The 25,659-nt window shown below is 38.5% G+C and carries 24 protein-coding genes; 16 read left to right on the top strand and 8 right to left on the bottom strand.

Annotated features, from left to right (window positions below; all coding sequences use genetic code 11):
• Positions 1–64: 64 nt before the first annotated feature.
• Entirely contained in the window at positions 65–1,225 is a 1,161-nt protein-coding gene (locus tag ACI48O_RS11235) for an MFS transporter (protein WP_435561997.1), read from the bottom strand.
• A 495-nt stretch (positions 1,226–1,720) separates the two neighbouring features.
• Here ACI48O_RS11235 and ppnP point away from each other — a divergent pair, with 495 nt between their 5' ends.
• Complete coding sequence (gene ppnP, locus ACI48O_RS11240; protein ID WP_435561897.1) at positions 1,721–2,032, top strand: pyrimidine/purine nucleoside phosphorylase; 312 nt, start codon at positions 1,721–1,723, stop codon at positions 2,030–2,032.
• 64 nt (positions 2,033–2,096) lie between these two features.
• On the opposite strand, the gene ACI48O_RS11245 is transcribed toward ppnP, so the two are convergent.
• Positions 2,097–2,579 (bottom strand): hypothetical protein, encoded by a 483-nt coding sequence (locus tag ACI48O_RS11245; protein ID WP_435561898.1) that lies wholly within the window; start codon positions 2,577–2,579, stop codon positions 2,097–2,099.
• Between the two features lie 258 nt (positions 2,580–2,837).
• Between ACI48O_RS11245 and ACI48O_RS11250 the strand changes: the two genes are divergently transcribed.
• The 4 genes from ACI48O_RS11250 (at position 2,838) to ACI48O_RS11265 (ending at position 5,597) form a co-directional block, all read left to right on the top strand.
• Positions 2,838–3,557 (top strand): YebC/PmpR family DNA-binding transcriptional regulator, encoded by a 720-nt coding sequence (locus ACI48O_RS11250; protein ID WP_435561899.1) that lies wholly within the window; start codon positions 2,838–2,840, stop codon positions 3,555–3,557.
• A gap of 217 nt (positions 3,558–3,774) precedes the next feature.
• Positions 3,775–3,915: a hypothetical protein gene (locus ACI48O_RS11255; protein ID WP_435561900.1), complete on the top strand. Its 141-nt coding sequence runs from the start codon at positions 3,775–3,777 to the stop codon at positions 3,913–3,915.
• 186 nt (positions 3,916–4,101) lie between these two features.
• The gene (locus ACI48O_RS11260) at positions 4,102–4,899 is read left to right on the top strand and encodes a hypothetical protein (RefSeq protein ID WP_435561901.1); all 798 of its coding nucleotides are present in this window, start codon (positions 4,102–4,104) and stop codon (positions 4,897–4,899) included.
• A gap of 86 nt (positions 4,900–4,985) precedes the next feature.
• Positions 4,986–5,597 carry a class I SAM-dependent methyltransferase gene (locus ACI48O_RS11265; protein WP_435561902.1) on the top strand — a complete coding sequence of 204 codons (612 nt, stop codon included), beginning with the start codon at positions 4,986–4,988 and terminating at the stop codon, positions 5,595–5,597.
• 60 nt (positions 5,598–5,657) lie between these two features.
• On the opposite strand, the gene ACI48O_RS11270 is transcribed toward ACI48O_RS11265, so the two are convergent.
• Positions 5,658–5,957, bottom strand: coding sequence for a spore coat protein (locus ACI48O_RS11270; protein ID WP_435561903.1), 300 nt, complete (start codon positions 5,955–5,957; stop codon positions 5,658–5,660).
• A complete protein-coding gene (locus ACI48O_RS11275) occupies positions 5,954–6,160 on the bottom strand; it encodes a hypothetical protein (RefSeq protein WP_435561904.1) in 207 nt (68 codons plus the stop codon). Before ACI48O_RS11275 ends, ACI48O_RS11270 begins: the two co-directional genes overlap by 4 nt.
• A gap of 325 nt (positions 6,161–6,485) precedes the next feature.
• On the opposite strand from ACI48O_RS11275, the gene ACI48O_RS11280 reads away from it, so the two are divergent.
• The 6 genes from ACI48O_RS11280 to ACI48O_RS11305 all read left to right on the top strand — a co-directional run bounded on the left by ACI48O_RS11280 (position 6,486) and on the right by ACI48O_RS11305 (position 12,514).
• Entirely contained in the window at positions 6,486–6,695 is a 210-nt protein-coding gene (locus tag ACI48O_RS11280; protein WP_435561905.1) for a spore coat protein, read from the top strand.
• Between the two features lie 14 nt (positions 6,696–6,709).
• Positions 6,710–7,069 carry a spore coat protein gene (locus ACI48O_RS11285; RefSeq protein WP_435561906.1) on the top strand — a complete coding sequence of 120 codons (360 nt, stop codon included), beginning with the start codon at positions 6,710–6,712 and terminating at the stop codon, positions 7,067–7,069.
• Between the two features lie 17 nt (positions 7,070–7,086).
• On the top strand, positions 7,087–8,223 hold the full coding sequence (locus tag ACI48O_RS11290) for a zinc-dependent alcohol dehydrogenase (RefSeq protein WP_435561907.1): 1,137 nt from the start codon (positions 7,087–7,089) through the stop codon (positions 8,221–8,223).
• 108 nt (positions 8,224–8,331) lie between these two features.
• Positions 8,332–9,351, top strand: a complete 1,020-nt coding sequence (locus tag ACI48O_RS11295; RefSeq protein ID WP_435561908.1) for a DUF3231 family protein — start codon at positions 8,332–8,334, stop codon at positions 9,349–9,351.
• 304 nt (positions 9,352–9,655) lie between these two features.
• On the top strand, positions 9,656–11,974 hold the full coding sequence (helD, locus tag ACI48O_RS11300) for an RNA polymerase recycling motor HelD (RefSeq protein ID WP_435561909.1): 2,319 nt from the start codon (positions 9,656–9,658) through the stop codon (positions 11,972–11,974).
• A 180-nt stretch (positions 11,975–12,154) separates the two neighbouring features.
• The gene (locus ACI48O_RS11305) at positions 12,155–12,514 is read left to right on the top strand and encodes a hypothetical protein (protein ID WP_435561910.1); all 360 of its coding nucleotides are present in this window, start codon (positions 12,155–12,157) and stop codon (positions 12,512–12,514) included.
• Between the two features lie 52 nt (positions 12,515–12,566).
• Here ACI48O_RS11305 and ACI48O_RS11310 read toward each other — a convergent pair whose 3' ends face one another.
• Complete coding sequence (locus tag ACI48O_RS11310) at positions 12,567–14,360, bottom strand: TIGR04190 family B12-binding domain/radical SAM domain protein (RefSeq protein ID WP_435561911.1); 1,794 nt, start codon at positions 14,358–14,360, stop codon at positions 12,567–12,569.
• Between the two features lie 327 nt (positions 14,361–14,687).
• Between ACI48O_RS11310 and ACI48O_RS11315 the strand changes: the two genes are divergently transcribed.
• Both ACI48O_RS11315 and ACI48O_RS11320 read left to right on the top strand, forming a co-directional pair.
• A complete protein-coding gene (locus tag ACI48O_RS11315; protein ID WP_435561912.1) occupies positions 14,688–18,131 on the top strand; it encodes a hypothetical protein in 3,444 nt (1,147 codons plus the stop codon).
• 180 nt (positions 18,132–18,311) lie between these two features.
• Positions 18,312–19,418, top strand: a complete 1,107-nt coding sequence (locus ACI48O_RS11320) for a phosphatidylglycerol lysyltransferase domain-containing protein (RefSeq protein ID WP_435561913.1) — start codon at positions 18,312–18,314, stop codon at positions 19,416–19,418.
• Between the two features lie 236 nt (positions 19,419–19,654).
• Here the strand turns inward: ACI48O_RS11320 and ACI48O_RS11325 are convergent, their stop codons facing one another.
• Genes ACI48O_RS11325 through ACI48O_RS11335 form a run of 3 tightly spaced genes read right to left on the bottom strand, consistent with a single transcriptional unit; the run spans position 19,655 to position 22,063 of the window.
• Positions 19,655–20,512, bottom strand: a complete 858-nt coding sequence (locus ACI48O_RS11325; protein ID WP_435561914.1) for a PhnE/PtxC family ABC transporter permease — start codon at positions 20,510–20,512, stop codon at positions 19,655–19,657.
• On the bottom strand, positions 20,509–21,309 hold the full coding sequence (locus ACI48O_RS11330; RefSeq protein WP_435561915.1) for a PhnE/PtxC family ABC transporter permease: 801 nt from the start codon (positions 21,307–21,309) through the stop codon (positions 20,509–20,511). Before ACI48O_RS11330 ends, ACI48O_RS11325 begins: the two co-directional genes overlap by 4 nt.
• 1 nt (position 21,310) lies before the next feature.
• Entirely contained in the window at positions 21,311–22,063 is a 753-nt protein-coding gene (locus tag ACI48O_RS11335) for a phosphonate ABC transporter ATP-binding protein (RefSeq protein ID WP_435561916.1), read from the bottom strand.
• A gap of 280 nt (positions 22,064–22,343) precedes the next feature.
• On the opposite strand from ACI48O_RS11335, the gene ACI48O_RS11340 reads away from it, so the two are divergent.
• From ACI48O_RS11340 to ACI48O_RS11350, 3 genes are all read left to right on the top strand, one after another.
• The gene (locus ACI48O_RS11340; protein ID WP_435561917.1) at positions 22,344–23,534 is read left to right on the top strand and encodes a glycine C-acetyltransferase; all 1,191 of its coding nucleotides are present in this window, start codon (positions 22,344–22,346) and stop codon (positions 23,532–23,534) included.
• A gap of 62 nt (positions 23,535–23,596) precedes the next feature.
• Entirely contained in the window at positions 23,597–24,550 is a 954-nt protein-coding gene (locus tag ACI48O_RS11345) for an L-threonine 3-dehydrogenase (RefSeq protein ID WP_435561918.1), read from the top strand.
• Between the two features lie 164 nt (positions 24,551–24,714).
• Positions 24,715–25,596 (top strand): peptidylprolyl isomerase, encoded by an 882-nt coding sequence (locus tag ACI48O_RS11350; protein WP_435561919.1) that lies wholly within the window; start codon positions 24,715–24,717, stop codon positions 25,594–25,596.
• Positions 25,597–25,659: the final 63 nt, after the last annotated feature.

Genomic DNA, 25,659 nt, shown 5'->3' on the forward strand with positions numbered 1-25,659 from the left:
GTAAGGTGTTTTTAACATCGTCAATATAAAGGTTGAGTGAGGCGGACTTATAGTCCGCCTCTTGTTATACAGTCTCCATTTGTCTTGCTTTTATCGCATAAACCCGATAAAGGACAAAGGCAAGAACGGAAAGAATCGTTCCTGATATATATGGAAGGCCAATTGATAGTGAATATAGCCAACCGCCAAGTGGAGGACCTACGATTCGTCCAAAGGAATCGAATGAAGATAAAAGTCCAGTTGCACTTCCATGTCCCACCGTTGAGGTTTTCGTTAGCAAGGAAGAAATACTAGGCCGAATCACGCCATTGCCAATTCCGAAAATAGTTAAAAATATCGCTGCGGTTATAAAATCATTCACGAGTAAAATTAATGCAAATCCCACAGCCGATACAAGAATGCCCCCTTGAATAACAGGGCCCTCACCGTACTTCCTCGTTAACTTGCCCATTAACCCGCCTTGAACAAAAGCACCGGCAAGCCCCATGATCATAAATACATAACCCATTTCCGTAATATTCATCCCGGCTCTTTTTGCAGCAAAATAGGCAAACGTTGCTTCTAAGCCTGATAATGAGAGAGAAATAAACCATTGCAAAATAAATAAAATTGATAAGTTTCCACTGAAAGCTTTCCAAATGGATGTATCATTCTTAGCATTCCCGAGTCTACTTTCTGCCGTTGAAGATTCTTTTAAGAAAAATAAAACTAACATTAAAGTGATTAAGGAAGAAAAGCCTGCCAAATAAAATGGTAAACTTAAGCTTGTTTTTGAGAAAACGCCGCCGATGGCGGGACCAAATACGAATCCCAGACCAATCGCTGCACCGATTATTCCCATCCCCTTTCCGCGATCTTCAGGAGTGGTGATATCTGCAACATAGGCCATTGTCGTTGGCATATTAGCTGAGGATAAAAATCCGCCAATAATCCGTGCTAGAAACAGCATCAATAGACTTTTTGCACCAGCCATCATAAAGAACGAAATGGCTAGTCCGACAATTCCAAGCAACATTACCGGTTTACGGCCAATTCGATCAGAGATTTTGCCCCACATAGGCGCAAATAAAAGTTGCATTAATGAGTACACAGACATTAATAGCCCTAGTTCCGTAGGGGTTGCGCCAATTTCTTCGGCATAAAACGGGAGGACGGGAATGATAATTCCGAATCCAATCATGACGAGAAACATGACGAAGAACAAGATGAGCAAAGGATTTCTCATATTCAATTTTCGTTCACTTCCTAACTTTCCGATAAATATCAATTAAATTTACCATATTTATAGCCATTTTGTGAATTGACTTGCTTATTTAAAAATTCATTGTTAATTCGGTAGTTGATTTCCGCTCCAGGTGCTCGCTTTCCGCGGGGGAGTCCGGGAGCCTGTCTAGCTGCAGCGGCTAGGGGCTCGGGGTCATAAGCCAATCCGTCAAGAAGGTCAAAGAACGACCTTCATGCCGGCTCGTCTTATGCCTGTCGCCCCTGGGCAAGCCGCTTCCGCTTTTCCTTCTCCTCGGCGCCATAGCGCCTGTGGGGTCTCCCGTGACAACTTCTCCCGCAGAAGTCTCGCACCTTCCGCTCCAATCAACAGAGTGTCCAATATCAACATTGCATTTTTACAAAACAAAATAAAGAAGTACTTTGTGTATTTTAATAAAATAATAATTTAAAATATTTGTCTATTATGATAAATTAGAAAAATGAAAGGGTGAGTGGAATGGAATTTACAAATGTTAGTATTATTAAAAAGGCCAATATTTATTTTGATGGGAAAGTAACGAGCAGAACGGTAATTTTTGAAGATGGTACAAAGAAAACGTTGGGAATTATGCTGCCTGGAGAATATGAATTTTCAACTTCGCAGAAGGAGGAAATGGAAATCCTTGCTGGAACCTTACAATACAAATTAAAGGGGCAGGATTGGCAAGTTATTGAAGGCAGTGGAATTTTCTTTGTTCCAGCTAATGAGAGTTTTCAATTAAAAGTACAAACCGTTGCAGACTATTGTTGTTCGTATCATAACGAATAAACTAGGAAGTACATATAAATTTCTGGAATCAGAGTCACCGTTAATGGGGGACTCTGATTTTTCTTTAATAACTAAAACGAACAATTCCATACAGGGCATCAAGAACGGTTTCTGCTTCCTGTTCCTTTCCGTGCGGGATTGGAACTTGGAATTCAGCAATCGTTTCAGTTTCTCCTGCGGAAAATTCTATTTTAAAAAGGATGCAGGCCGGGCTTTCTGAGATTATTTCTAATTGTTTAAAATAGGCAAAGCGATTCCAACTATAAAAAATGACATCACCAATTAATACTCCGTCAGGACAAATATAAACCTCCTTTACATCAGTTAATTTCTTTTTGTACCATGATAACGCACTGCCCCTGCCTTGAAAGGAGGCAAAATTAATCGTACCATCGTACTGCCAATGGGCTAAAAAAGATTTATCACCACTAAGGATTTTTTTTCGTACCGAGTTTGTTTTTTGTTTAGTAAACCAAAAAAGAGAATAAATTGTAATTCCGATTAACAAAATGATTCCAATTAAAAAAGGGAGATAAAAACTCATCATTTACACCGCCCTTCATCTTAATAGTCATTATTTATCATATTTGTAACTCTATTGTTTCATGCCACTATCCCTTTTTAGAAAATAATTTCGGATCGCATTATTAATGTTGCGAGAAACGGAATATGATATGTTTTCCTCATTACTTTGACTATTTTTGATGATCAAACACTTAACAAATGGTGTAATTAAGGTATAATATTATCTAGTGTCATATTTATCAAAGTAGTGTAGATTCAAAGTTGAAAGTGAGTGTTCATTATGGGCCGTAAATGGAATAATATTAAGGACAAAAAAGCGTCAAAAGATGCCAATACAAGTCGTATCTATGCAAAGTTTGGCGTTGAAATTTATGTAGCTGCAAAACAAGGCGAACCAAATCCTGAAGCTAACCAGGCACTAAAATTTGTTCTGGAACGTGCAAAAACATACAATGTACCAAAGCACATTATTGATCGTGCGATTGATAAAGCAAAAGGAGGTTCTGAGGAAAACTACTCTGAACTTCGCTACGAAGGCTTTGGGCCAAATGGATCAATGGTTATCGTGGATGCTTTAACAAATAATGTAAATCGGACTGCTTCAGATGTTCGTGCCGCTTTTGGTAAAAACGGCGGGAACATGGGAGTAAGCGGATCTGTTGCCTATATGTTTGATGCAACAGCTGTTATCGGTCTTGAAGGAAAAACAGCAGATGATGTACTTGAAATATTAATGGAATCCGATATAGATGTACGGGACATCATCGAAGAAGATGAAGCGGTAATCGTTTATGCTGAGCCAGAACAATTCCATGCTGTACAGGAAGCATTAAAAAATGCTGGCGTTACGGAATTTTCGGTTGCTGAGCTTACGATGCTAGCACAAAATGATGTAACTCTTCCTGAAGATGCACAAGCAAAATTCGAGAAAATGATCGATGCATTGGAAGACTTAGATGACGTTCAACGTGTATATCACAATGTTGACCTAGGTGAATAATACATAAAGAAGAAGACCATGGAGCTTTTTTAAGCGCTATGGTCTCTTTTTTTGGAAAAAGCAGAACGTAAAAGCCTTTGTAATCTAATTTGCGTTAATTTTTTTTTGCAAAATTACGTAAATTTTTAAAAAATAGATTGACGAAGTCACAAAACTGTCATATATTAATATTAAATTAAATACATTGTTATATAACAGTTGAAGAGGAGGAAACAAAATGGAAATTTATCGTGAGGCATATGAGAATTACAAAACAGCTTGTGAAAATTATGGAATGGAGTCAATGACGTTTAATCATTTTATTAAGCATTTAACCAATGAACAATTACATGAACTGAGTAAACAATCTACTTTTTAAGGATGTGATTATTACGGAATCTCATGTGGAACTCAAACCTTAAAACCCTGCCGGTAAGAAACTCAAACTTGGCAGGGTTTTTTGTGCGTTAGAAAACAGCGGAAGTTTCTTTTCGAACACTGGGAGCTTGTCTATAACAAGCTAGCTTACGCCGAATATGATGTATTAAAAAGGCAGGTGAGAGAAATGTATATGGTTGGATTTTATTCACCAAAAGCAAAATCAGGGGTAACTGAACTTTCTCTGTCGATCTTTAACTGGCTGAAACAGAACACAAACTTAACAGCTGCATTTATTTCGTATGGGACACTAGAAAAAGAAGAAATCTCGAAAGAGTTGATACATGAGTTCTCAAAATTATCGATAACCGAGCAAAAGCGAAAAATTAAAAGGATGAAGATGGATTACAACATTATTATTTACGATGCCTCTAGTCAGCTTTCCGAGGGTGTCCTGAAGCTATTGCCGATTGTCGACCGACTTTACGTTGTGGGTGAAGAGCACAAAGAATTTGCAGTAAAGCTTCATCAAATCATTCAATTTAATAAAATATTTGATAAAAGCGTGAAAAATTTTATTAAACATTTAAAAGGAAATAAAACGTTTATTATTCGCGAAAATAAGGAAGACCGGATTATTGGGTTTAATCATTCAAAAAAAGGAACAAATGATATTGGCCAAATGGTCTATACAGATTATATCACGCACTATCTTGAGGAAAAATTTATTGAAAAAAATGAAAAAATCTATAAAAAAATTAAAAAAATTCCATTAGAGGAACTGGACATAGGCTTGTATAATCTAGGTATTGATTTCGAGAAAGCCCTGCTATTTCAAAAATACATTATCGTTCGCGGCGCGTTAGGGCAGACTTATGTTGAAGCGCTTGAAAACCTCTTTCCCCTCTTAATTAATTCCTCCTATGATGAACTTTTGGAGAAATTCCAAAGTGAAATTTCCTTTATAACTAAATTTAATAAATAGAGATATAGATTGAAGCGTTTCCCTTTATAGACGGGTTCATTTGTGGTAAAAATCATAATATATAAAGTAATAAGGAGAAATAGCAATTGAGCCATTGGAATAATCGCTTTCAATCAGAACACTATGTTTATGGAACGAAACCAAATGAATTTTTGCAAGATGTGATCGAAAAAGTTACATTAACAGGTAATGTATTGGCAATCGCAGAAGGGGAAGGACGTAATGCCGTTTATTTAGCTGAGCAAGGGCTGAATGTGACAGCCTGGGACTATGCAGAATCAGGCCTTGCAAAAACTAAAAAGCTTGCAGAAAGCCGCGGCGTTTCGGTAAAAACTGAATTGGTAGACTTAAATGATGTGAACTGGAAGCCGGAGCAATGGGATCATCTTACTTGTATATTTGGACACTTCCCAACACCATTAAGACAGAAAACACTTCTTGGTGTAAAAGATGCGATAAAGCCTGGCGGATATTTTGTTACGGAAGTCTATTCGATTCATCAGCTTCCTTATCAAAGCGGAGGCCCAAAAGAAATGGATTTTCTATATCGTCCTGAGGAATTTTTACAAACCTTTTCAGATTGGCGAATTGTTCACTTTTTCATGGGTGAAACGGTTCGGCATGAAGGAGAACTTCATAATGGTTTGTGTCATGTCATCCAATTTGTCGGACAAAAGCCAGAAAATGAACCGGAATAAAGTACTACTGAAAAAAATAAAACAGTCCTCAATCCAAAGCGAATTGGCTTGAGGACTGTTTTATTTTTGAGCAAGGTTAAGCGCTGTATCGGCGGCCGTTAAATCAACATTTAATTGTTCGCTCAGTTCATGTGGATGGTAATATCCTTTTGCGATCATGAAATTGGTTATTCTCTCATGTGTTTCAACTGCCGCTTTTAGCTGCTCCCTTAAAGCCATTCTTAGTTCCGGTGTGGCTGTTTCGGTTATTGCAGCAGCATAATTTCTAATTCCTGATTTTGCTGAAATTAAGAAATCAGTAGCGATTACTTGATCAGTCATACCGCCCATTCCAGTAAGGTTTTGGATTAGTTGATTCATTGTTGGTCCTCCCGCTTTGTTAAAAACTGTTGCAGCTGATGTATATGGGCCGTACCCGTTGCGACATCATTTTCTAGGATGGCTTTTAGCTCTTCGTCCTGTGCCAACGCACTCATAGTGGTGGATTTGGTTAAACAAATGTTTTTAAATGATAACAATTCGTGAATTTCAAGAGTTTCATGCAAAGCTAAATACTTGATCATATCACCACTCCTTTTACTTGGTTTGCTTTCTTATAATTACAAAGTCTCGACCCGATTATTCATCTATTAAGCTAGATTTGATGGCTAATAAACCTGAATGTTGATTTCCGCTACAGGCGCTCGCTTTCCGCGGGCGATCCGGGAGCCTCCTCGACGCTTGCGCGTCTGCGGGGTCTCCCGTGATCAGCTTCTCCCGCAGGAGTCTCCCGCCTTCCGCTCCAATCAACACCGTTAAAAACAATAACGAACTTTAACAAGCGTGATAAATAGAAATAATATATTTGGAAAAAATACCTTTGTCAGTACTTAAGCGGAGGTGTTTTTAGTGAATAAGGAGACATTAGCATTTCATGAGACGGTTGATACACATGAAATTCTTAATTTTAAAACGGTTTGTTTACTTAGATCTAAATTAATACAAGGGTTATGCTTTGATAATGAGTTGAAAAAACTTATGGAAAAGGACGTACAGCAATCAATTCAAGATATTCACGAACTTATTAGTCTGTATCAACAGAGTCAAATCTTACACTAAATGGAGGTGGGAAAATGCAAGATTACTTAGATCCGCGAAATGCGGAGGGAATGCCAAATTTAGCTGATTCTGCTTTTGCGATGGACTTTTTATTGGCAGTAAAGAACGGGATTAAGAATTACAGTTTTGCAATTACGGAAACGGCCAGTCCTGAGCTGAGGCGGGTTTTGTATAAACAGATGGAAGCGGCTATGGATTTACACGCAGAAATTTCAGACCTGATGATAAAAAAAGAATGGCTTCATCCATATGATTTTAAAAAACAATTCCCAGTAGACTTAAAGTCTGCAGAGACTGCTGTTCAAATTGCACAATTGAATCTATACCCTATAGATACAGACAGACAAGGAATGTTTGCCACACCAAATCAATAAAAAGGAGGGATGGTCAAATGAAAGCAGTAACGTACCAAGGGATTAAAAATGTGGAAGTAAGAGAGGTTAAAGATCCTGAAATACAAAACCCTGAAGATATAATCATAAAAGTGACTACCTCCGCCATTTGCGGTTCTGATTTACATTTAATTCATGCGATGATTCCGGATACCCCAACAGATTTTGTTATCGGTCATGAACCGATGGGAATTGTAGAGGAGGTAGGATCGAGCGTTACTAAAGTAAAAAAAGGAGACCGTGTGATCATCCCATTTAATGTGGCATGCGGTCACTGTTGGTATTGTCAACACGATTTGACAAGTCAATGTGATAATGGAAATCCTCATGGTGAAATTGGTGGATTCCTTGGCTATTCTGAATTAACGGGAGGATTTGCCGGAGGGCAAGCCGAGTATCTACGGGTCCCTTATGGTAATTTTACTCCCTTTAAAATACCTGAAAGTTGTGAAGTTGAAGATGAAAAGCTGGTGCTAATTGCAGATGCCGCTGCCACAGCCTACTGGAGTGTGGACAATGCAGGGGTGAAAGCGGGTGATACTGTCATTGTTCTTGGTTGTGGGCCTGTAGGGCTATTAGCGCAAAAGTTCGCCTGGTTTAAAGGTGCAAAGAGGGTGATTGCTGTTGATTACATTGACTACCGCCTTCAGCATGCGAAAAGAACGAATCAAGTCGAGATCGTAAATTTTGAACAACATGATAACACTGGGGACTATTTAAGGGAACTTACCCAGGGCGGAGCCGATATTGTGATAGATGCTGTAGGAATGGATGGTAAGTTTACGCCGATGGAATTCCTCGCTACAGGATTAAAGCTACAAGGCGGGTCTATGGGCGCCATTGTGATAGCAAGTCAAGCTGTCCGAAAAGCTGGAACGATACAACTAACCGGTGTGTATGGCGGGAGATACAATGCATTTCCGCTAGGGGATATTTTTCAGCGCAACGTCAATCTTAAAGCGGGACAAGCGCCAGTAATACCTTATATGTCGTTCCTATATAATTTGCTTAATGAAAGAAAGATTGATATCGGAGACATTATAACGCATGTCCTTCCTTTGGACCAAGCCAAACATGGATATGAAGTCTTTGATTCAAAAACAGAGGATTGTATAAAGGTTGTTTTAAAACCATAATTTCAATGGCACCCAGGCTTTATCTGGGTGCTCTTTTTTATAAATCATATTATAGGTGGATGCTGGGAAACATAGAAATAATATTTTGTGTATCAGGGGGTAGCGGATATGGAAATGGGTGGAAAAGGACCGAAATTGACCTCAGCAGAGATCAGTTCTCTTTGGGGGATCTATATGAATGATAGTGCAGTTAAATGTAAGTTTGGACATTTTTTAGCAAAGGCGGAAGACCAACAAATTAAACCATTAATTCAACATGCTTTAGACGTTGCTAATGGGAATTTAACGACGATAACGGAAATTTTTAATAAAGAACAATATCCGATCCCATATTCTTTTAAATTAAACGAAGATGTAGAGATTGATGCTCCAAGATTATATTCTGATACATATGTGTTACATTATCTTCACCTGTCTGCACAAATTGCTTTACAAGCGTACAGTGCAAATTTGGCCTTAGCTGTTAGAGCAGATGTTTATAGTTTTTTTAATGAATGTATTTCACAATTAACTCGGTTCATTAGAGAAATTAAGGAACTATTATTATCAAAAGGACTCTATATAAAATCACCCTACTTACCAACACCTGATCAGATCGGTTTCGTCAAAAGTCAAAGTTTTCTTACTGGTTACTTTGGTAAGAGGAGAGCTTTAACGGGAGTAGAAATCTCAAATCTATATGCAAATTACCAAAGAAATGCTTTTGGAGTAGCTACATTAATCGGGTTTAGTCAAGTAGCTCAATCAAAAGAGGTGGTGGAATATCTGATAAGGGGAAAAGAAATCGCAGGCAAGCATTGTGAAGTGTTTAGTTCCATTCTAAAAGAAGATGATATTCCTGTTCCAACAACTTGGGATACAGAAGTAACCGATTCTACAGATTATACTTTTTCGGACAAACTTATGATGTACTTTACAACGGCTTTAATTGCTTTAAGCATTGGTTTTTATGGATCAAGCATGGCAACAAGCCCAAGAAGAGATTTGGGCAGTCATTATGAACGGTTAATGTTGGAAATTGTAAAATACGCTGAGGATGGTGCGAATATTATGATTAATAATGGATGGTTGGAACAGCCCCCTATGGCCCTTGATCGTGATGAGTTAGCGAAGAAAAGTCATTTGTGAATCGCATTCAGCATGTAGCTGGGAGGACCAAGGCTTGCAAAATATCCAAGGTAAAATTAACGGCTTGGGGTAATAAACAGGAAGACCTCCTTCTGAGTGAAGGAGGTCTTCCTGTTATAAAATAAAAAATGCCATATACGGGCGTTAAAAATTAAATTCTTGATTTAGTTCGTTGCTAATGATACCATTAAAAATGGTCGAAAACTATTCATTTTTGTACAATTAGAATAACTCTATAATAACATTAACACAAACAAGTGTAAATGTCAACACTTTGCTTAAATTAATTTTGGAGAGTGATAAAATGAGTGCTGAGCAAAACAAGGAATGGCACAGAGAGCAGGCCCGAGTTAAGGAGATTATTAAAGAAGTTGAGAATAAAATGGGAGCACTCATAGAAAAAGGCGGTCATATCGTTCATGATGTCCGAGAGCTCCGTGAGACGTTTTGGAATGATGTTACCGTCAATTTAGATGAGCCGGACGATGTGATTGAAACACATACGAGTCTCAGACAACAAGCAGAATTACTGTCTGAGAGAGAACGAAGCCACAGTCAAATTGAGCGGCAAATGAATACGTTAGTAAGATTAAAAAATACACCTTATTTTGGACGGATTGATTTTTTAGAAGAAGGAGAAATACGGGCAGAATCGATCTATATTGGAATATCTTCCTTCATGGATAAAGAGGAGCAAAACTTTCTTATCTATGATTGGCGTGCCCCTATTTCAAGCTTGTATTATGACTATCCACCAGGCCCAGCCCATTATTCTACTCCTTCAGGTATGATCTCCGGTGAGATGGAATTAAAGCGGCAATTTATTATCAAGTTTGGAACGATTACGGGGATGTTTGATACGGGAATTACGATACGAGATGAAATGCTGCAAGCCGTTCTCGGTAATAATACGGATACGCAAATGAAGAGCATCGTTGCGACAATCCAAAAGGAACAAAATCAAATCATTCGTAATGAAAAAAGTAAGATTGTGATCGTGCAAGGTGTTGCCGGAAGCGGGAAAACTTCAGCGGCCTTACAGCGCGTGGCCTATTTGTTATACCGGTACCGGGAATCATTACTACCCGAGAATATTATTTTATTTTCTCCAAACCCGTTATTTAATAGTTATGTCTCTACAGTATTACCGGAGCTGGGCGAGGAGAATATGCAGCAAAGCACTTTCCAGGAGTATCTTGACCGTCGCTTAAGTAAAGAGTTTAAGCTGGAAGATTCATTTGATCAAATGGAATACGTGCTAACATCAAGTAAGGATCCGGCATATGAAGCAAGATTAAACAATATTCAATTTAAGAGCGGTATCAAGTTTAAAGACATCATTGATGCTTATGTTCAAAAGCTTGCGAATCAGGGACTTATTTTTAACAATTTTACCTTTAGAAGGCGAATCATCATTTCCGAAGAGCAAATCAATCAATACTTTTACAATCTTGATCGTTCCTATTCTATCCCGAATCGAATTCAAATTGTAAAGGAATGGCTTTTTAAAGAGTTGAAGAAAAGAATTAAGCTGGAACAAAAGAAAAAATGGGTGGAGGAAGAGATACAGTATCTAGATAAGGATGATTTTATTGAAGTGTACCAACAGCTTGAGGAAAAAGGCGGTTTTTCAGAAAATACGTTTGATGATTTTGAACGGGAGCAAGAGCTATTAGCTGAAATGTACGTAAAACAAAAATTTAAGCCGTTATTTAACCGCGTGAAAAACTTGAATTTTGTTAATATGAAAGAGAATTACCTGCGACTGTTCGATAAGAATCTTGAGGATACTCCCAGCAACTGGGAAGGTATTTGTGATCTTACTATTGATTCCGTAAAAAATAATACAATTTTATATGAGGATGCAACTCCGTTTGTGTATTTGCAGGATTTACTTTTAGGTAGAAGGACAAACAATTCCATTCGTCATATTTTTATTGACGAAGCTCAGGATTATTCACCATTTCAATTTGCGTTTATCAAACAGATGTTCCCTTATAGTAAAATGACTTTACTAGGTGACATTAATCAGGCCATTTATACTCATTCGGAAGGATCTGATATGTCCTTGCCAAACCGGATTGATCATACAGAGTTAGTGGAAACCTATAATTTAAATACGACATACCGCTCGACAAAGGAGATTGTCGATTTCACTAGTTGTTTAATTGTGGGCGGGGATAAGATCGAACCGTTTAATCGGAGTGGTAGTAAACCTTCAATTGAGGTCGTTCAAACGAGGGATGAATTGCATCTTCACCTTGTCGAACAAATTCATCTATATTTGGAAAATGGGCATAATACGATTGCAATCATTTGCAAAACAGCCAAAGAATGCCAAATGGCCTTTAACGCTCTAAAGGATAAACTCTCTTTACGATTAATTGGGAAAGGGACCATTGCATTTGAAACAGGAGTTGTCGTCATACCGGCTTATCTAGCTAAAGGAATTGAATTTGATGCGGTAATTATTTATGATAGTTCCCAGTATGCAAAGGAAAGTGAACGCAAACTATTTTACACTGCCTGTACAAGAGCCATGCATGACCTTCATATAGCAGCAGTTGAAGAAATCAGTGCTTTAATGGGGGACGTTCCAAAAGAAAAGTATACAGTAGGGTAAATGAGTCATAATAAAGCTAAAAGACTGTCTGATTGGAAAATCGGCAGTTTTTTTATATCAATAGATCTATTTCGGTTTTTATATTTGTTATAGTGAAAAAAGTAGAAAAATATCCACATATTTTACCGGTACAGAAATGATAAAATAGCTTAAACGATTATACAGATTGGAGAGACATCAATGGAGGAATTGTTGAAGCAATTAATCGAAAACGTAAAGGAAATAAAACAAAATGTTGCGCACATCGATGATTCGATTAAACATTTAGAAAATCGGCTTTCCAGGTTGGAAAAAGTGGATAGTATTGAGCATAGAGTTTCCGTCAATCAAATTGATCTTTCAGACATAAAGGATATCGTCGAGAAGGTAGAGGAATTTCAAAGGGAACAGGTTCTTCCAATGGCCAAACAAATTAAAGATTTTCGAAGCAGCATTGATCTAGAACTTATAAATAAACGCCTTGATGCTCAGTTAACAAAGATTGCCCAAAATGAAGAAGCGATCTTAATGCTAAAGGGAAATGGTAAAAATCGTAATTAAATAAAAAAAATCACACGATTTGAGCGTGTGATTTTTTTGTAGTATATATTATTTAGTTATCCAATTTCACTTGAGTGCGAGTTTTGAAGGATAATTGCTTTTTTAAGTTAACCGAAATATCCTCTAACAAAAGCTCCATTCCTACCATTGTGAGAGAGAAGAAGTTTGCATAGTGCTTCTTAACCTCCCATTTTAATTCATGCTCACCACAGATACTGTATTCATTGATTCCTTCAATATCCTTTTTAATTTTTGCCAATGCAACCGTTCTTTCCGCTTCAGGAAGAGACATTAATTGGTCTATTTTTTCAATATACTTCATTGAGGCCTCAATTTTGCTATTAACATCCTCATACGTAAAGTGGTCGATTAGATTATATTTAAGTTTAAATTCATTTAGTAGTTGAGCAGATTCATAGGTTGAATTAACAATATCGTCTCTTGTCATTTTGTTTGTTTCATAGCTTAACATGTACTTCCAAGAAGGTGCTTTAATCGCCTCGCGGTGATCCTCAAGTGTATGACAGAATTTTTTGTAGCCATACAAATCAGGATTTTCAAACGCAGGGCTGGCAGGGTCTAAGAATGGTGCTAATGGCGCCACAAAGTAAGCTAAGCGGCGGTCTTGATTACATGCATTGTGAATTTCTTCAACAAAATCGATATTTTTTAAGGCGCTTGCATAATCTTGATCTGGAATACCTACCATGAAGAATAAGTCAATTTTTGCGCAGCCATGCTTAAGAGCATAGTTAAGAGTGTCAATAACCTTCTTGTTCGTACAACGGAATTTTCCGTTAAAGCGTCTAATTGCTTCGTCATGTGTCTCGAGAGTTAGCTCCATACTATACTTAGGAACGGATTCGTTAATTTTCTGAAAGAATTCCTCGTCTGCATATTGGAACAGTTCAAAAACCAATTCATTTTTAAGATTAATTTTCTTCAAGCGTCCTAAGAAATCATCGACATATTCTTTTCCGCCTTGACGAATGTCATGGAGGATAAAAATTGGCGCACGGCTAAACCGCTGGATAAATTGAATATCCTCAACCAATTTTGCCGGGGATCTTAAGGCTAGTCCAGGGCGATTACAGTTTTGCTCATAGGACAGCTTTGATCCGCCACAAATCAAGCAGCCTTGAGTACAACCACGTGCGGTTAAGATAGCTGTATTTGGATACTGTAACCAACCATTATAAGGAAGCGGATCTTTAAAGTTAAAGTACTTAAATACAGATTTGATAGAATAGCGGTATCCAGGCACATCAAATTCATCTAAGCTGTCTGGAACATACGTAAGCGGATTGCAAACGACTTCGCCATTTTCTTTTCTCCACGTTAAATTTGGGATATCAGAAAAGTTCTTTTTACCAAACTTAATTTCTTCGATTAGCATGAGCATTAACTTTTCGGTTGAGTCGCCCCGCATAACGAAATCAATAAATGGATATTTCAACAAGTCTTCATGATAGTAAGTTGCCGACAATCCACCAAAAATGATCGGTTTAGTAGGATGTAGTTTTTTAACAATTTTAGCTAATTCAATACTTCCGTGTGCATGTGGTAGCCAGTGTAGATCAATTCCAAATGCAGCAGCATTAATGCCTTTTAATTTTTTCTCAACATCAAAGGATGAATTCATTAACATCCGGTTTGCAATGTTAATAATTTTCACACGCATACCGTAGCGCTCTAAATAATCCGCGATACTGGTTAATCCAATCGGATACATTTCAAATACTGGAGAGGAAGGAACTACGTCACTTATCGGTCCAGCTAGTAAGGAGTTCTCACGAAAATCGTAAACACTCGGTGCGTGTAATAAAACTAAATCATATTTCACCATTTATTGTCACCTCTAAAGTTAATGTCTTTGTTAGCATTAAAAAGTTTTTTCTATTGTGATGTTAATAACATAATCATGTGTTTATCGTATAAAAAAAGGAACATGAAAGCTATAACTTGGTAATTGTGTCATTAAACGTTCGAAAAGCTGTTTCAAAATATTGTCTAAATGTGACGAATGGCACATAAATAGGCGTTTTTTTAGGGGAAATTAGCGTGTTTTGTTGTATTAAAATACTTTCAGAACTTATTGAATTTTTATGCGAATAGTGTAAAATTACACTAAAGGGAAATTTTGGGCAGTTGACTATAAGAGGTGGTGGAAAAAGTGGATAGGCTGACGAAGGATGAACGAAAAAAGGTGTTTATCTCAGAGCTGCATTTATTACTTGAAGAAGACTATATTAACGGAAGGCAATTTAATGAAATCGCCAGGGCGCATCATCGATTTTACGCCGATCAGCCATTAGAAAAAGAAATTGCATTTGAACCAGTCGATCAAAAGGCTCCATTACAGCCGCAGATTCAGAACAAAAAACCAGCAGTTGTTATGACTCCAAAGAAAAAACCAGAAAAGAAGAAATTGACTGGAGAAGAAATCAGAGAAAGAAATATCACCTGGTCTTTAAATCTTGGTGTGATCTTGTTGTTAATTGGCGGTTTATTTGTCGCTACCAGTAACTGGGCGACCATGCCAGACTGGTTGAAAAGCGGATTAGTTGGTCTCGTATCATTATTGTTCTTCGGGATTTCCTTCTTATCAAAAAAGGTGTTAAAAATCGAAAAAACGGAGTTGGCTTTTACCGTACTGGGCAGTTTATTTTTACCGATTTTCCTATTATCAATTGGCTGGTTTCATTTGCTTGGGGAATATTTGTCGGTATCAGGTGAAGGTCGATTCATTTTTGGTTTTTTAAGCAGTCTTGTTATCATACCAGTTTATATTAGCATTGCGGTAAAATTGTCCTCGCGATTATTTGTATGGTTTGCTTATTTAGCAGTGACTGCAGGAATGGCATTTTTCATCGCCACCTTTAAGTTAGAGCAGGATTGGTTTTATTTTGCCTTCATGCTCTACAATGTATTGACGGTTCTTTTGTTTCATCGCCTCAAAAAAAGAGAAACACTCAAGCTGTTTACGGAAGAACTAGTTGCCTTTGCGCAGATCCAACTAATCTTATCGTCCCTGTTAACGATGGTGTTTTTTGAAAATCACATCGTGAATGGGGTTAATATTATCTTGACAGCTTCAGCGTATTTAGCCATGGTGTATGTGAGTGGAAGAAAGGAATATCATTTCGTCTTTAGCGCCATGATTGTGTATGGTGCTTATCAGTTGATCGAACACTCTGTGCTTGATTATTTCAGTGAGGTATTATTTGTTCTCGTTGGAGTTGGATTTTTAGCAATTCCAAAATTTTTGGATGATCAATATCATTGGAAGAACATTTTTCAATTTACAAGTGCGCTCGTATCTATGGCTGCATTTCTTTATATTAGTTTAGAGGCACTTTATACGAACCTTACAATAACTGAACCTTCCTGGGGACTTATCTTGTCCTATTTGTTGTTAGCTGGACAATTTATCTATTTAGCTAATGAGAGGGGTTCTCGATTATTCAGTTATCTGAGCCCGATCTTTATGACTGCATCTTTATATGAAGTAGTGATGATGCTAGATCAAAAGGTTCAATTTGAAGCTTTGAATCTACCGATTTTTTTAATTGGCTTCGCCTTGTTTATTTTGTTCGGATATTTTATTAAAGTGAAATATCTTTCTATCATTCAAAATAGCTCTCGAGACATTGGAATAGCAGTGATGTGTTTTTCAATATTTTTCACTCTGTTAGTATCAAATTGTCTTGAGTTGGGTCTGATGCTTTGTCTGTTTAGTATCAATGTATATTTATTGATCCAGGTGGAGCGCCGCATCGTTTATCAAGTGTTAGCCCCCTGGTTACTACCGCTTTGTCTTGCCGTTGCATTCTCAGCTTTTAGTGAGGAATGGCGTGTTAACTCTGCTTTTTATTATAATAATTTAGGATTAAGCATGAATGCTTTGCTTGGAAGCGTGGTATCGTTTCTTGCCTTCTTTGGCTGGAAAAAAGTAAACCAAGAAAGATTATCAGCGCATTCCTTTGTGATCGCTCAAATCTTCTATTCTGTTGCAATTGTTTTTGCACTTACTTTACATGTTAATGAGCTTTGGATGCGTCCGCTTGTATTACTGGGTGGAATTGGTGTTTATTTGGCTTTATATTTTGTGAAAAAACTCCGGTGGGTTCCATATTTAGTCGGTTCCATCTCATTAATCACTTATTTTACGATTGTACAATCGTTTCATATGCAGCTTCAGGTTCCACTTTTAGTGCAGTACGTAGAGTATTCTTTTGCGAGCGCCGTTTTGCTTTTGATTTCATACTCATTGAAAAATAAACGTACGGGTCTAGCAAGTGGCTATGCATGGGTTGGCCATTTGTTTCTACCAATATCCTTGCTGTTTAGTTTCTTTCTATATGGCGAAAAATCGATTTGGAGCTTTTTATTAGCAGCAATTTTATATTTCGCGAGCACTTATCTTGTCCATTTAGAATGGAAAATTAAAACCTTTTTATATAGTGGTTTTACAGCCGTATTTCTTATGATGTTAACGGGTATCATGAATTTTCAAATTGATGTGAAGCTTCAATATTCTTTTCTGATCACGAGTATTTTGATTGCAGTGTATTGGCTTTTGGAAAAGCCAAGCTTTAAACAACGAATTGTATTTTTCTTTGTTCCATTCTCAATATTAGGAATCGTTGTGTTTATCGGAATTTACCCGTATTCACTTACCGAGTTTTTGGTTACTGTTGGCTATTGTTCGGGTCTGTTATGGTTCATGTCCGTTAATAAGTGGAAAGTTATGCACGTTATTCCTCTATTATTAGTCTTTGCGGCAACGATGCAATTTTTACAATTAGCCGCATGGAGCGAACAAGCAAAATTATTATTGGTGAGTTTGGCAGGAATCACCCTGTTGTTTGTAGGAAAACTCGTCTATAGCAGCTTTCATCAAGCAGATGGAAAAGGTGGACTGAAGGAGCTGGACGGGTACACGATTATCGCTTTTCTTTACTTTGCTTCCTGTTACATATATCGACCAGAGCTTATTTGGACGAATTTAGTTCCCGGACTTTTTATATCGTTTGGTTTTTGGTTGCAAATCGCTCGAGTTCCAAAGGATATGTCGGTATGGGTGAAAATAGGTGCAGGAATTTATCTGCTCGAACCGTATTATTCTTTCATTTCTGACTTGAATATACCGGAGCTTTTTGAACGGGAGACCCTGGTTATCCCTTGGGTGGCGGCAGTCATTTATTTGCAACGCTGCTTAAATGGAAAATACAAGAAAGTCATGAGTCAAATTCAATGGGCCGTTTTAATAATCGTTTCATTATTTCTTATTCAGGATGGGTTAGAAAGCTCAACCATATATGATGCCCTAATTTTAGGGACACTTTCGCTGATTTCGATGCTGGCAGGAATTGCGCTCAAGGTGAAATCCTATTTTGTTGTCGGTTCAGGCGTTTTATTGTTAAATGTGTTTTTACAAACACGGCCATTTTGGGGCAATTTACCTTGGTGGGCTTATTTATTAATCAGCGGCTCCATCTTAATTACAGTTGCCAGCTATAACGAATGGCATAAACAAAAAACGGCAAAAGGGGAAACAACGGCTTTCACGATTATCAAGCAGAAGATTCTATTATGGATCAACAAATGGGATTAAGAAAATGTAAAGGCTGACGAACTTAAGTCAGCCTTTAGGCTTTAACAAGCCTGCATTAGCTGATGAAACCCTTGCTAAGAGTAGATTTCTTTCAATGAATCTGAAAAAATAATATCGCTTACTTTTTCATTCTATGGTATGATTTTTATGCTTTTGGTATTTTTCTGCAGGGAGGGTATTATGGCCGCAATTTTTTTATCGCTTTTTGGACTACTAATTTTTGCTATTATCATTTTTATATTAAAATCGAATCAATTTATTGGACTTGAAGAGAGTTTAGATGAAGTACAAGCATTCATTGACAATAATGGGGGAACCCATCTGTCCCATTTAACATTCCTTAATGATAAAGAAGTGTATCGAACTTCTAATAATAAAGTGTTAGTTGTTTTTCAAAAAATCGGGAGTAAGCTTATCGTTCTAGGAGATCCGATCGGAAAAGAAGAGTTTATTAGAGAAGGAATAAAAGAGTTTAAGGAATATTGTAAAGTATTGAAAAAAACCCCGGTATTTTATCAAGTTTCAGAACGATTCTTACTATACTATTGTGATTTTGATTATCGTTTGTTTAAATTGGGTGAAGAGGCGAAGGTTGACCTACATGATTTCACATTGGCTGGGAAAAAAGGAGCCAAATTACGGACTAGAAAAAATAAATTTGAACGCAACGGTTTCCATTATTGTGTCTCGTACCCACCGCATTCTAATGAACTATATTCGAAGATTGAAGCAATTTCCGAGTCATGGCTTGACAGGAGGCAAGAGAAAGGATATTCCGTTGGCTTTTTTTGCAAGGACTATCTTTCCCGTTTTCCAATCGCCACGTTAACGAATCCTGATGGGGATGTTATTGCCTTTGCATCGTTAGCGTGTAATAAACAAACTCCAAAACGGACGATCACGATCGATTTAATGAGACACGTAAAAAATTGCCCGCATGGAACGATGGATTTCTTATTTTTGTCCATTTTCCAATGGTGTAAGGAGCAAGGCTACGACTATTGTAGTTTAGGAATGTCACCGCTTGCTAATGTTGGTGTCTCGAACAAAGCATCGCTATACGAAAAGCTTGCTCGCTTTGTTTTTGAACATGGGGATTCGTTTTACAAGTTCAAAGGATTACATGAATATAAGAACAAGTTTGCCCCGCAGTGGGAGTCGAGATATTTAGCCTATAAAAAATCATTCCTTCCGTTTTTGTTTATCCAATTAGTCTTGTTAATCCACCAAAAACATACAAAGATAGTGGATGGAAGGGTCTTAAAAGGTTTGAGAAGGGTAAGTTAATGATTTTATTTCAAGGCTGTGTTAAATTTGACTGTTGATTGCAGCGAGAGGCGCTTGCTTTCCGCGGGGCGGGCGGTGAGCCTCCTCGGAGCTAAAGCTCCTGTGGGGTCTCACCTGTCCCGCTGCTCCCGCAGGAGTCAAGCGCCTTCCGCTCCAATCAACATTGTATAAAAAAATCAATAATGAGCTTTAACACAGCCTATTTCAAAAAAGCCGCATTTTTGTGAATGCGGCTTTTATTTTACTGCTTTTCTAGAGGCTTCAGAGAAGAAATCAGCTAAAAGTACGAGAACTAGATAACAAATCAACAATAATGTGATTTGGGTATAGTCAAAATAACTCATACTGAGCTTAAACTGCTGACCGAGCCCACCGGCGCCTACGAAGCCAACAACGATCGTTGTTCTCATAATGACTTCCCAGCGATATAAAATATAGGATAAAAACTGCGGCAAAACACTTGGGATGACACCGTAAAGAAAGATTTGACTTTTGCTTGCACCACTTGAGGATAGGTTGCGAACCGGTCTTTCGTCAAGGTCCTCAATCACCTCGGCACAAAGCTTGCCAAGGATCCCAAAATTGTGGAGCGCCAGTGCTAATGCACCTGGCAGGATGCCCGGCTTAAAAATGAATACGATAATCATAGCCCAAAGCAGTTCAGGGACAGCACGGCTAAAAATATAGAAAATCCGGATGATTCCAAATAAGATCCAGCGATACCATTTTTTTGTAAGCGTCAAAGAACCATCCGCAACATTTCGGGCTGCTGGAATCACCGTAAATAGAGTAATGATGGTAGCAATACCAATGGCAATAATACTCATTTGCAATGTTTCAAAGGTCAGTTTTATCGATTCCTTCCAGCTGTTAGGATCAGTAAAGGCAATATGATCCTGCCCAAGACCGATCAAGCCGCCAAAGAACTTTTTGGCATACTGAGCATTCGTTTCATTAAATAGTCCGAAAAAATCAGCATTCTCGCCAATGATAATATAACCCCATGAACCGGCAATAAGGACGATTGCCATAACGATTGAAAAAGTATTGATGTTTAGGATGTTTTTTTTGCGGGTGTTTTTTTTGTCCATCATGAGATCATTCTCTTTCTTAGCAGGTTGCTCCAAAGGTCGATCAGTACAACTAGAATAATTAAGAAAAACATGAATGTCCAAACTTCATTGTAATTTAATTCATCTAATGAAAGCTGGATTTGGTATCCGAGACCGCCCAATCCTACAAAGCTCATAATAGCGGAAGAGCGAATGGCGCATTCAAATCGATACATCGTATAGCTGATAATATTGGCTTTAACGATGGGAAAATAACCGTAAATGAGGCATTGGAGCTTTGACGCTCCTGCACTTTTTAATGCGTCTATCGGTTCTTTACGAACGTCCGCAATCATATCAGCAAAGATTCTCCCCAGCATACCCCCATATGGGATCCCAAGCGCAAAAATAGCAGCGTAAGGTGATAAACCGAAAGCAGCGACAAACATCCAGGCCCACACAAGTTCGTGAATCGCACGGATAAATCCTAACATACTGCGGAAAAATCCCTTTGTTAACAGCATACTTGTTTTTCCAGAAGAAAGGACTCCGGATGCTAGAATTCCGAGCACAAAGGCAATTAAAAGGGCTACTGTCATCCCCGCTACAGCATAGGCAAGGGTAATCCATGAGGATGAAAGTGCGAGAAGGATGATTTTTATTGATAATTCAGGCCGGAAAAAGGCACTAACGATCTGTTTAATTGTAACAGCTCCACCGGCATGGACGAGGTCATCACCCCACGGAACGGCGAACAAACTCCAAATAAAGACTAGCAATAGCAACAGGGACAAAATGGTGCGTTTATGAAATTCGTAAAAGAGCGCTACTTGCTTCATGCTAAGCCTGCTCCTTTAGTTCATAAAGACTTTGTAAATGATGTTCACTAACCTCAGCCGTCGGTAAGTCAAAAAAGATTTCTCCATCTTTTAGGGCAATCATTCTTGTAAAATATTTTTTTGCATACTCTACCGAGTGGAGCGTGGTGATCAGGGTCTGGTGCTCCTCTCTAGCAAGGTTCGTTAGAATGGAAAGAATATCTTCAGCACGGGCGGGATCGAGTGATGCCACCGGCTCGTCCGCTAAAATAATTTCTGGTTTTTGGGTTAATAATCTGGCCATGGCAACACGCTGTTGTTCGCCACCTGACAGATTGGCAGTTTGTTCGTACATTTTGTCCAGTAAACCAACCCGTTGCAGTGAATTTGCTGCAACTTGTTTTTCTTGCGGAAATACTAAAGACAGCAGTGATTTGAAGAACCCCCAGTCTGCCAATCTTCCGGCAAGGACATTATGAATAACCGGGAGCTGTCCAACGAGATCAAATTGCTGCCGAATAATCCCGATTTTTTTTGCCAATTTCTTTCCGTCGGTAAATTGGGCAGATGGCTCCCCGTCGATCAAGAGATTCCCTTCATCAGGCTTTACTACCGTGGCGATTATATTTAGAAGCGTGGATTTACCTGCGCCGCTAGGCCCAATTAAAGCAACGATTTCTCCTTTTTTGATCGAAAAAGAAAGGGAAGATAAAGCTATCTTCCGCTCATAGTGTTTCGATACATTTTTAATTTCGATGATAAATTCTGATGTCATGCAACTTCACCTACTAGTCTTGATGATCACTTGCTCTATTTTAGGATTTTAAGGATTCAAATTTAGGCACGTCTACTCTCCATCATACTAAAAATCAGCTCTGAAAACTAGCAAATTACCAACAATCTTTAATTCACCACACTAACGCACCGGGGGACAGTCCCCCGGTGCGTTAGTGTGGTGAAGAGGGATTGGGTTATTTTTTTGCTTGATTGATGATTTGTTCGCTAACGATGAACCGTGTCATCGCATATCATAATGGGTAACGGGAGGTTTGAGAATGACCAGTAATCATTTGAAAATTTTTTTGTCTACCCACTTAAACGATTTAAAAAGTAAAGGGCTTTATAATGTAATCGATCCGTTAGAAAGTCCAAATGGACCGATTATTTCGATCAATGGAAAATCACTCATTAATCTTTCATCCAATAACTATTTAGGGCTGGCGACAGACCAGCGGTTGAAGGATGCAGCAAGCAACGCCCTACATCGGTTTGGCGTCGGTTCAGGAGCAGTCCGGACCATTAACGGGACATTTAAGCTTCATGTTGAGCTTGAGGAAAAGCTGGCAAAGTTCAAACAAACGGAAGCAGCAATCGCCTATCAATCAGGCTTTAATTGTAATATGGCGGCCATTTCTGCTGTGATGGACGAAAACGATGCGATCCTTTCTGATGAATTAAACCATGCATCCATCATCGATGGCTGCCGATTATCGAGAGCAAAGATTATCCGGTTCGGCCATTCAGACATGAACGACTTACGTGTGAAAGCAAAAGCGCTAACGGAATCGGGACAATATAACAAAATAATGGTGATTACAGATGGTGTTTTTTCAATGGATGGAGATATCGCTAAGCTTCCAGAAATCGTAGAAATTGCCGATAAATACGATCTGATCACCTATGTAGATGATGCACACGGCTCCGGAGTGTTAGGCAATGGCGCAGGGACAGTCAAGCATTTCGGCCTTTCAGATCATATAGACTTTCAGATTGGTACTCTATCAAAAGCCATTGGGGTTGTCGGAGGTTATGTTGCCGGAAAACAGGCGTTAATTAATTGGCTAAAAGTCCGCAGCCGCCCGTTTCTATTTTCTACGGCGATGACGCCAGCTGATACAGCTGCCTGCATTAAAGCAATAAGTATTTTGACAGAGAGCACAGAATTACATGATCGCCTTTGGGATAATGGGAACTATTTGAAGCATGGTTTGAAGGAACTCGGCTTTAACATTGGAAATAGCGAAACACCCATCACCCCTTGCATCATTGGAAATGAAGTTCAAACACAGAAGTTTAGTCAACGTCTTTACGAAGAAGGGGTCTATGCAAAAGCAATCGTCTTTCCTACCGTACCAAAAGGGACAGGAAGGGTCCGAAATATGCCGACAGCATCTCACACAACAGAAATGCTGGATCGTGCTATAGCCTCCTATGCTAAGGTTGGCAAGGAAATGGGGATCATCTAGCGGCTCTATCAAATCGAGTCGCTAATTTAGTAGTTTTTAGAGATGAATGTGGAGGAACAACGATGAAGAAAATTTTGATTACCGGTGCATTAGGTCAAATCGGGTCAGAATTAACAGCCAGGCTTAGAAATGTGTACGGCACGGACCGTGTGATTGCTACTGATATAAGAAAATTGGTAAACGAAACGACAGAAGCTGGTCCCTTCGAACTCTTGGATGTTACAAATGGAGAATTACTCCTCCAAATTGCTAATCGTTATCAAGTTGATACGATTATTCATTTGGCGGCCATTTTATCGGCAAAAGCAGAGGCTAACCCGACTTTAGCTTGGCATTTAAACATGGGTGGGCTGGTTAATGCACTCGAGACCGCAAAAGAGCTGCAATGTCAATTCTTCACCCCAAGCTCGATTGCAGCATTTGGCTCTACAACCCCAAAGAAGCAAACCCCACAAAACACTTTGATGCGTCCAACAACGATGTATGGGATTAATAAAGTTGCTGGAGAGTTGTTAGCAGATTACTATCATATTCGATTCGGAGTCGATACGCGCGGGCTCCGCTTTCCAGGGTTAATTTCCTATTTAACGCAGCCAGGCGGTGGAACAACCGACTATGCAGTCGAAATTTTCGAAGAAGCATTTAACAGTGGTGAATACACCTGTTATTTAAAAAAAGGGACTTATCTGGATATGATGTATATGCCGGATGCACTGAATGCGATTATTGATTTAATGGAGGCTGACCCCTCAACATTAAAACATCGAAATTCGTATAATGTTACGTCGATGAGTTTTGACCCCGAAGAAATAGCTGCCGAAATAAGGAAGCATCTCCCCGGCTTTACATTGAACTATAGCGTGGATCCAATCCGGCAAAGAATTGCCGACAGCTGGCCGGACTCGATTGATCCCACCACAGCCAAGCAAGAATGGGGCTTTAAGACAAGCTACGATTTACCTGCGATGACGGTAGATATGCTAGAAAAATTAAGGAAAAAACGGACGGCAAGTTAACGATATGACTCTAACCATAACGAGCGGCTCCCATTTGAAGCTAGCTCGTTTGTTTTCATTTAAAACGAAATTCGTATTTAATATCCCTTTCACGATTCAGTAATAAATTGTTCATATTTTGCATCTAAGATATAGAAAGGTTAAAAAAACAAAGGAGATGAACCATGTTATCTAACTTAAAAACTCGAAAAGGGATGTTTATTCTATCAGGTGCAGTTTTAGCTGCTGCTACGATAATTTTGCTCGGCTTTAATATTTTTAAAGACAATGCTGCTGCCAAGGTAAATGGCGAAATGATCAGTAAAGAGGAACTAAACCAAGTATTAAATGACCAATATGGTGAGGAAGTTTTAGATTCCCTCATTTCTGAAAAATTAATTGAACAAGAAGCGAAGAACAAGAAAATTACGGTTGCTGACAGTGAAATTAAGGCAGAGTTAAAAACGCTTCAAGATTCATATGGCGGAGCGGATGCTTTTGAGGAAGCGATGAAATCGAGCGGAGTTTCAATGGATCGAGTCAATAAAGACCTTAAAACCTATATTCTGACGAGAAAAATCCTTGAGCCAAGAATCAACATTACCGATGACGAAATGAAAACGTATTTCGAAGAAAATAAAACCTCCTTCGAAGAAGGGGAACAAGTAAAGGCCAGCCATATTTTGGTGGAAGACGAAAAAACGGCAAATGAAATAAAGGACAAGCTGGCTAATGGTGCAGATTTTGCAGAGCTCGCCAAAGAGTATTCTACTGATACGGGATCAAAGGACAATGGTGGAGATCTCGGCTTCTTCGTTAAAGGAGAAATGGTTGCCGAATTTGAAGAGGCAGCTTTTTCAATGGCAGTTAATGAGATTAGCGCGCCTATTAAGACGGATTATGGCTACCACATTATTAAGGTAGTTGAAAAGAAAGCAGCATCAGAAGCAAAATTTGACGATCATAAAGATGAAATTAAAGAAACGTTACTAAGTGAAAAAATGCAATCCGAATACACCACATGGTTAGAAGAAGCGAAAAAGGACGCTGAGATAAAAACGTATTAATTTCTGGATTTTGAAAACAATCCCCCCTTCTATCAGAAAAGAGACAAGCATATATTGATAAAA

Origin of the sequence: Neobacillus terrisolis (assembly GCF_051233475.1) — a bacterium.
Classification (GTDB): domain Bacteria; phylum Bacillota; class Bacilli; order Bacillales; family Cytobacillaceae; genus Bacillus_BU.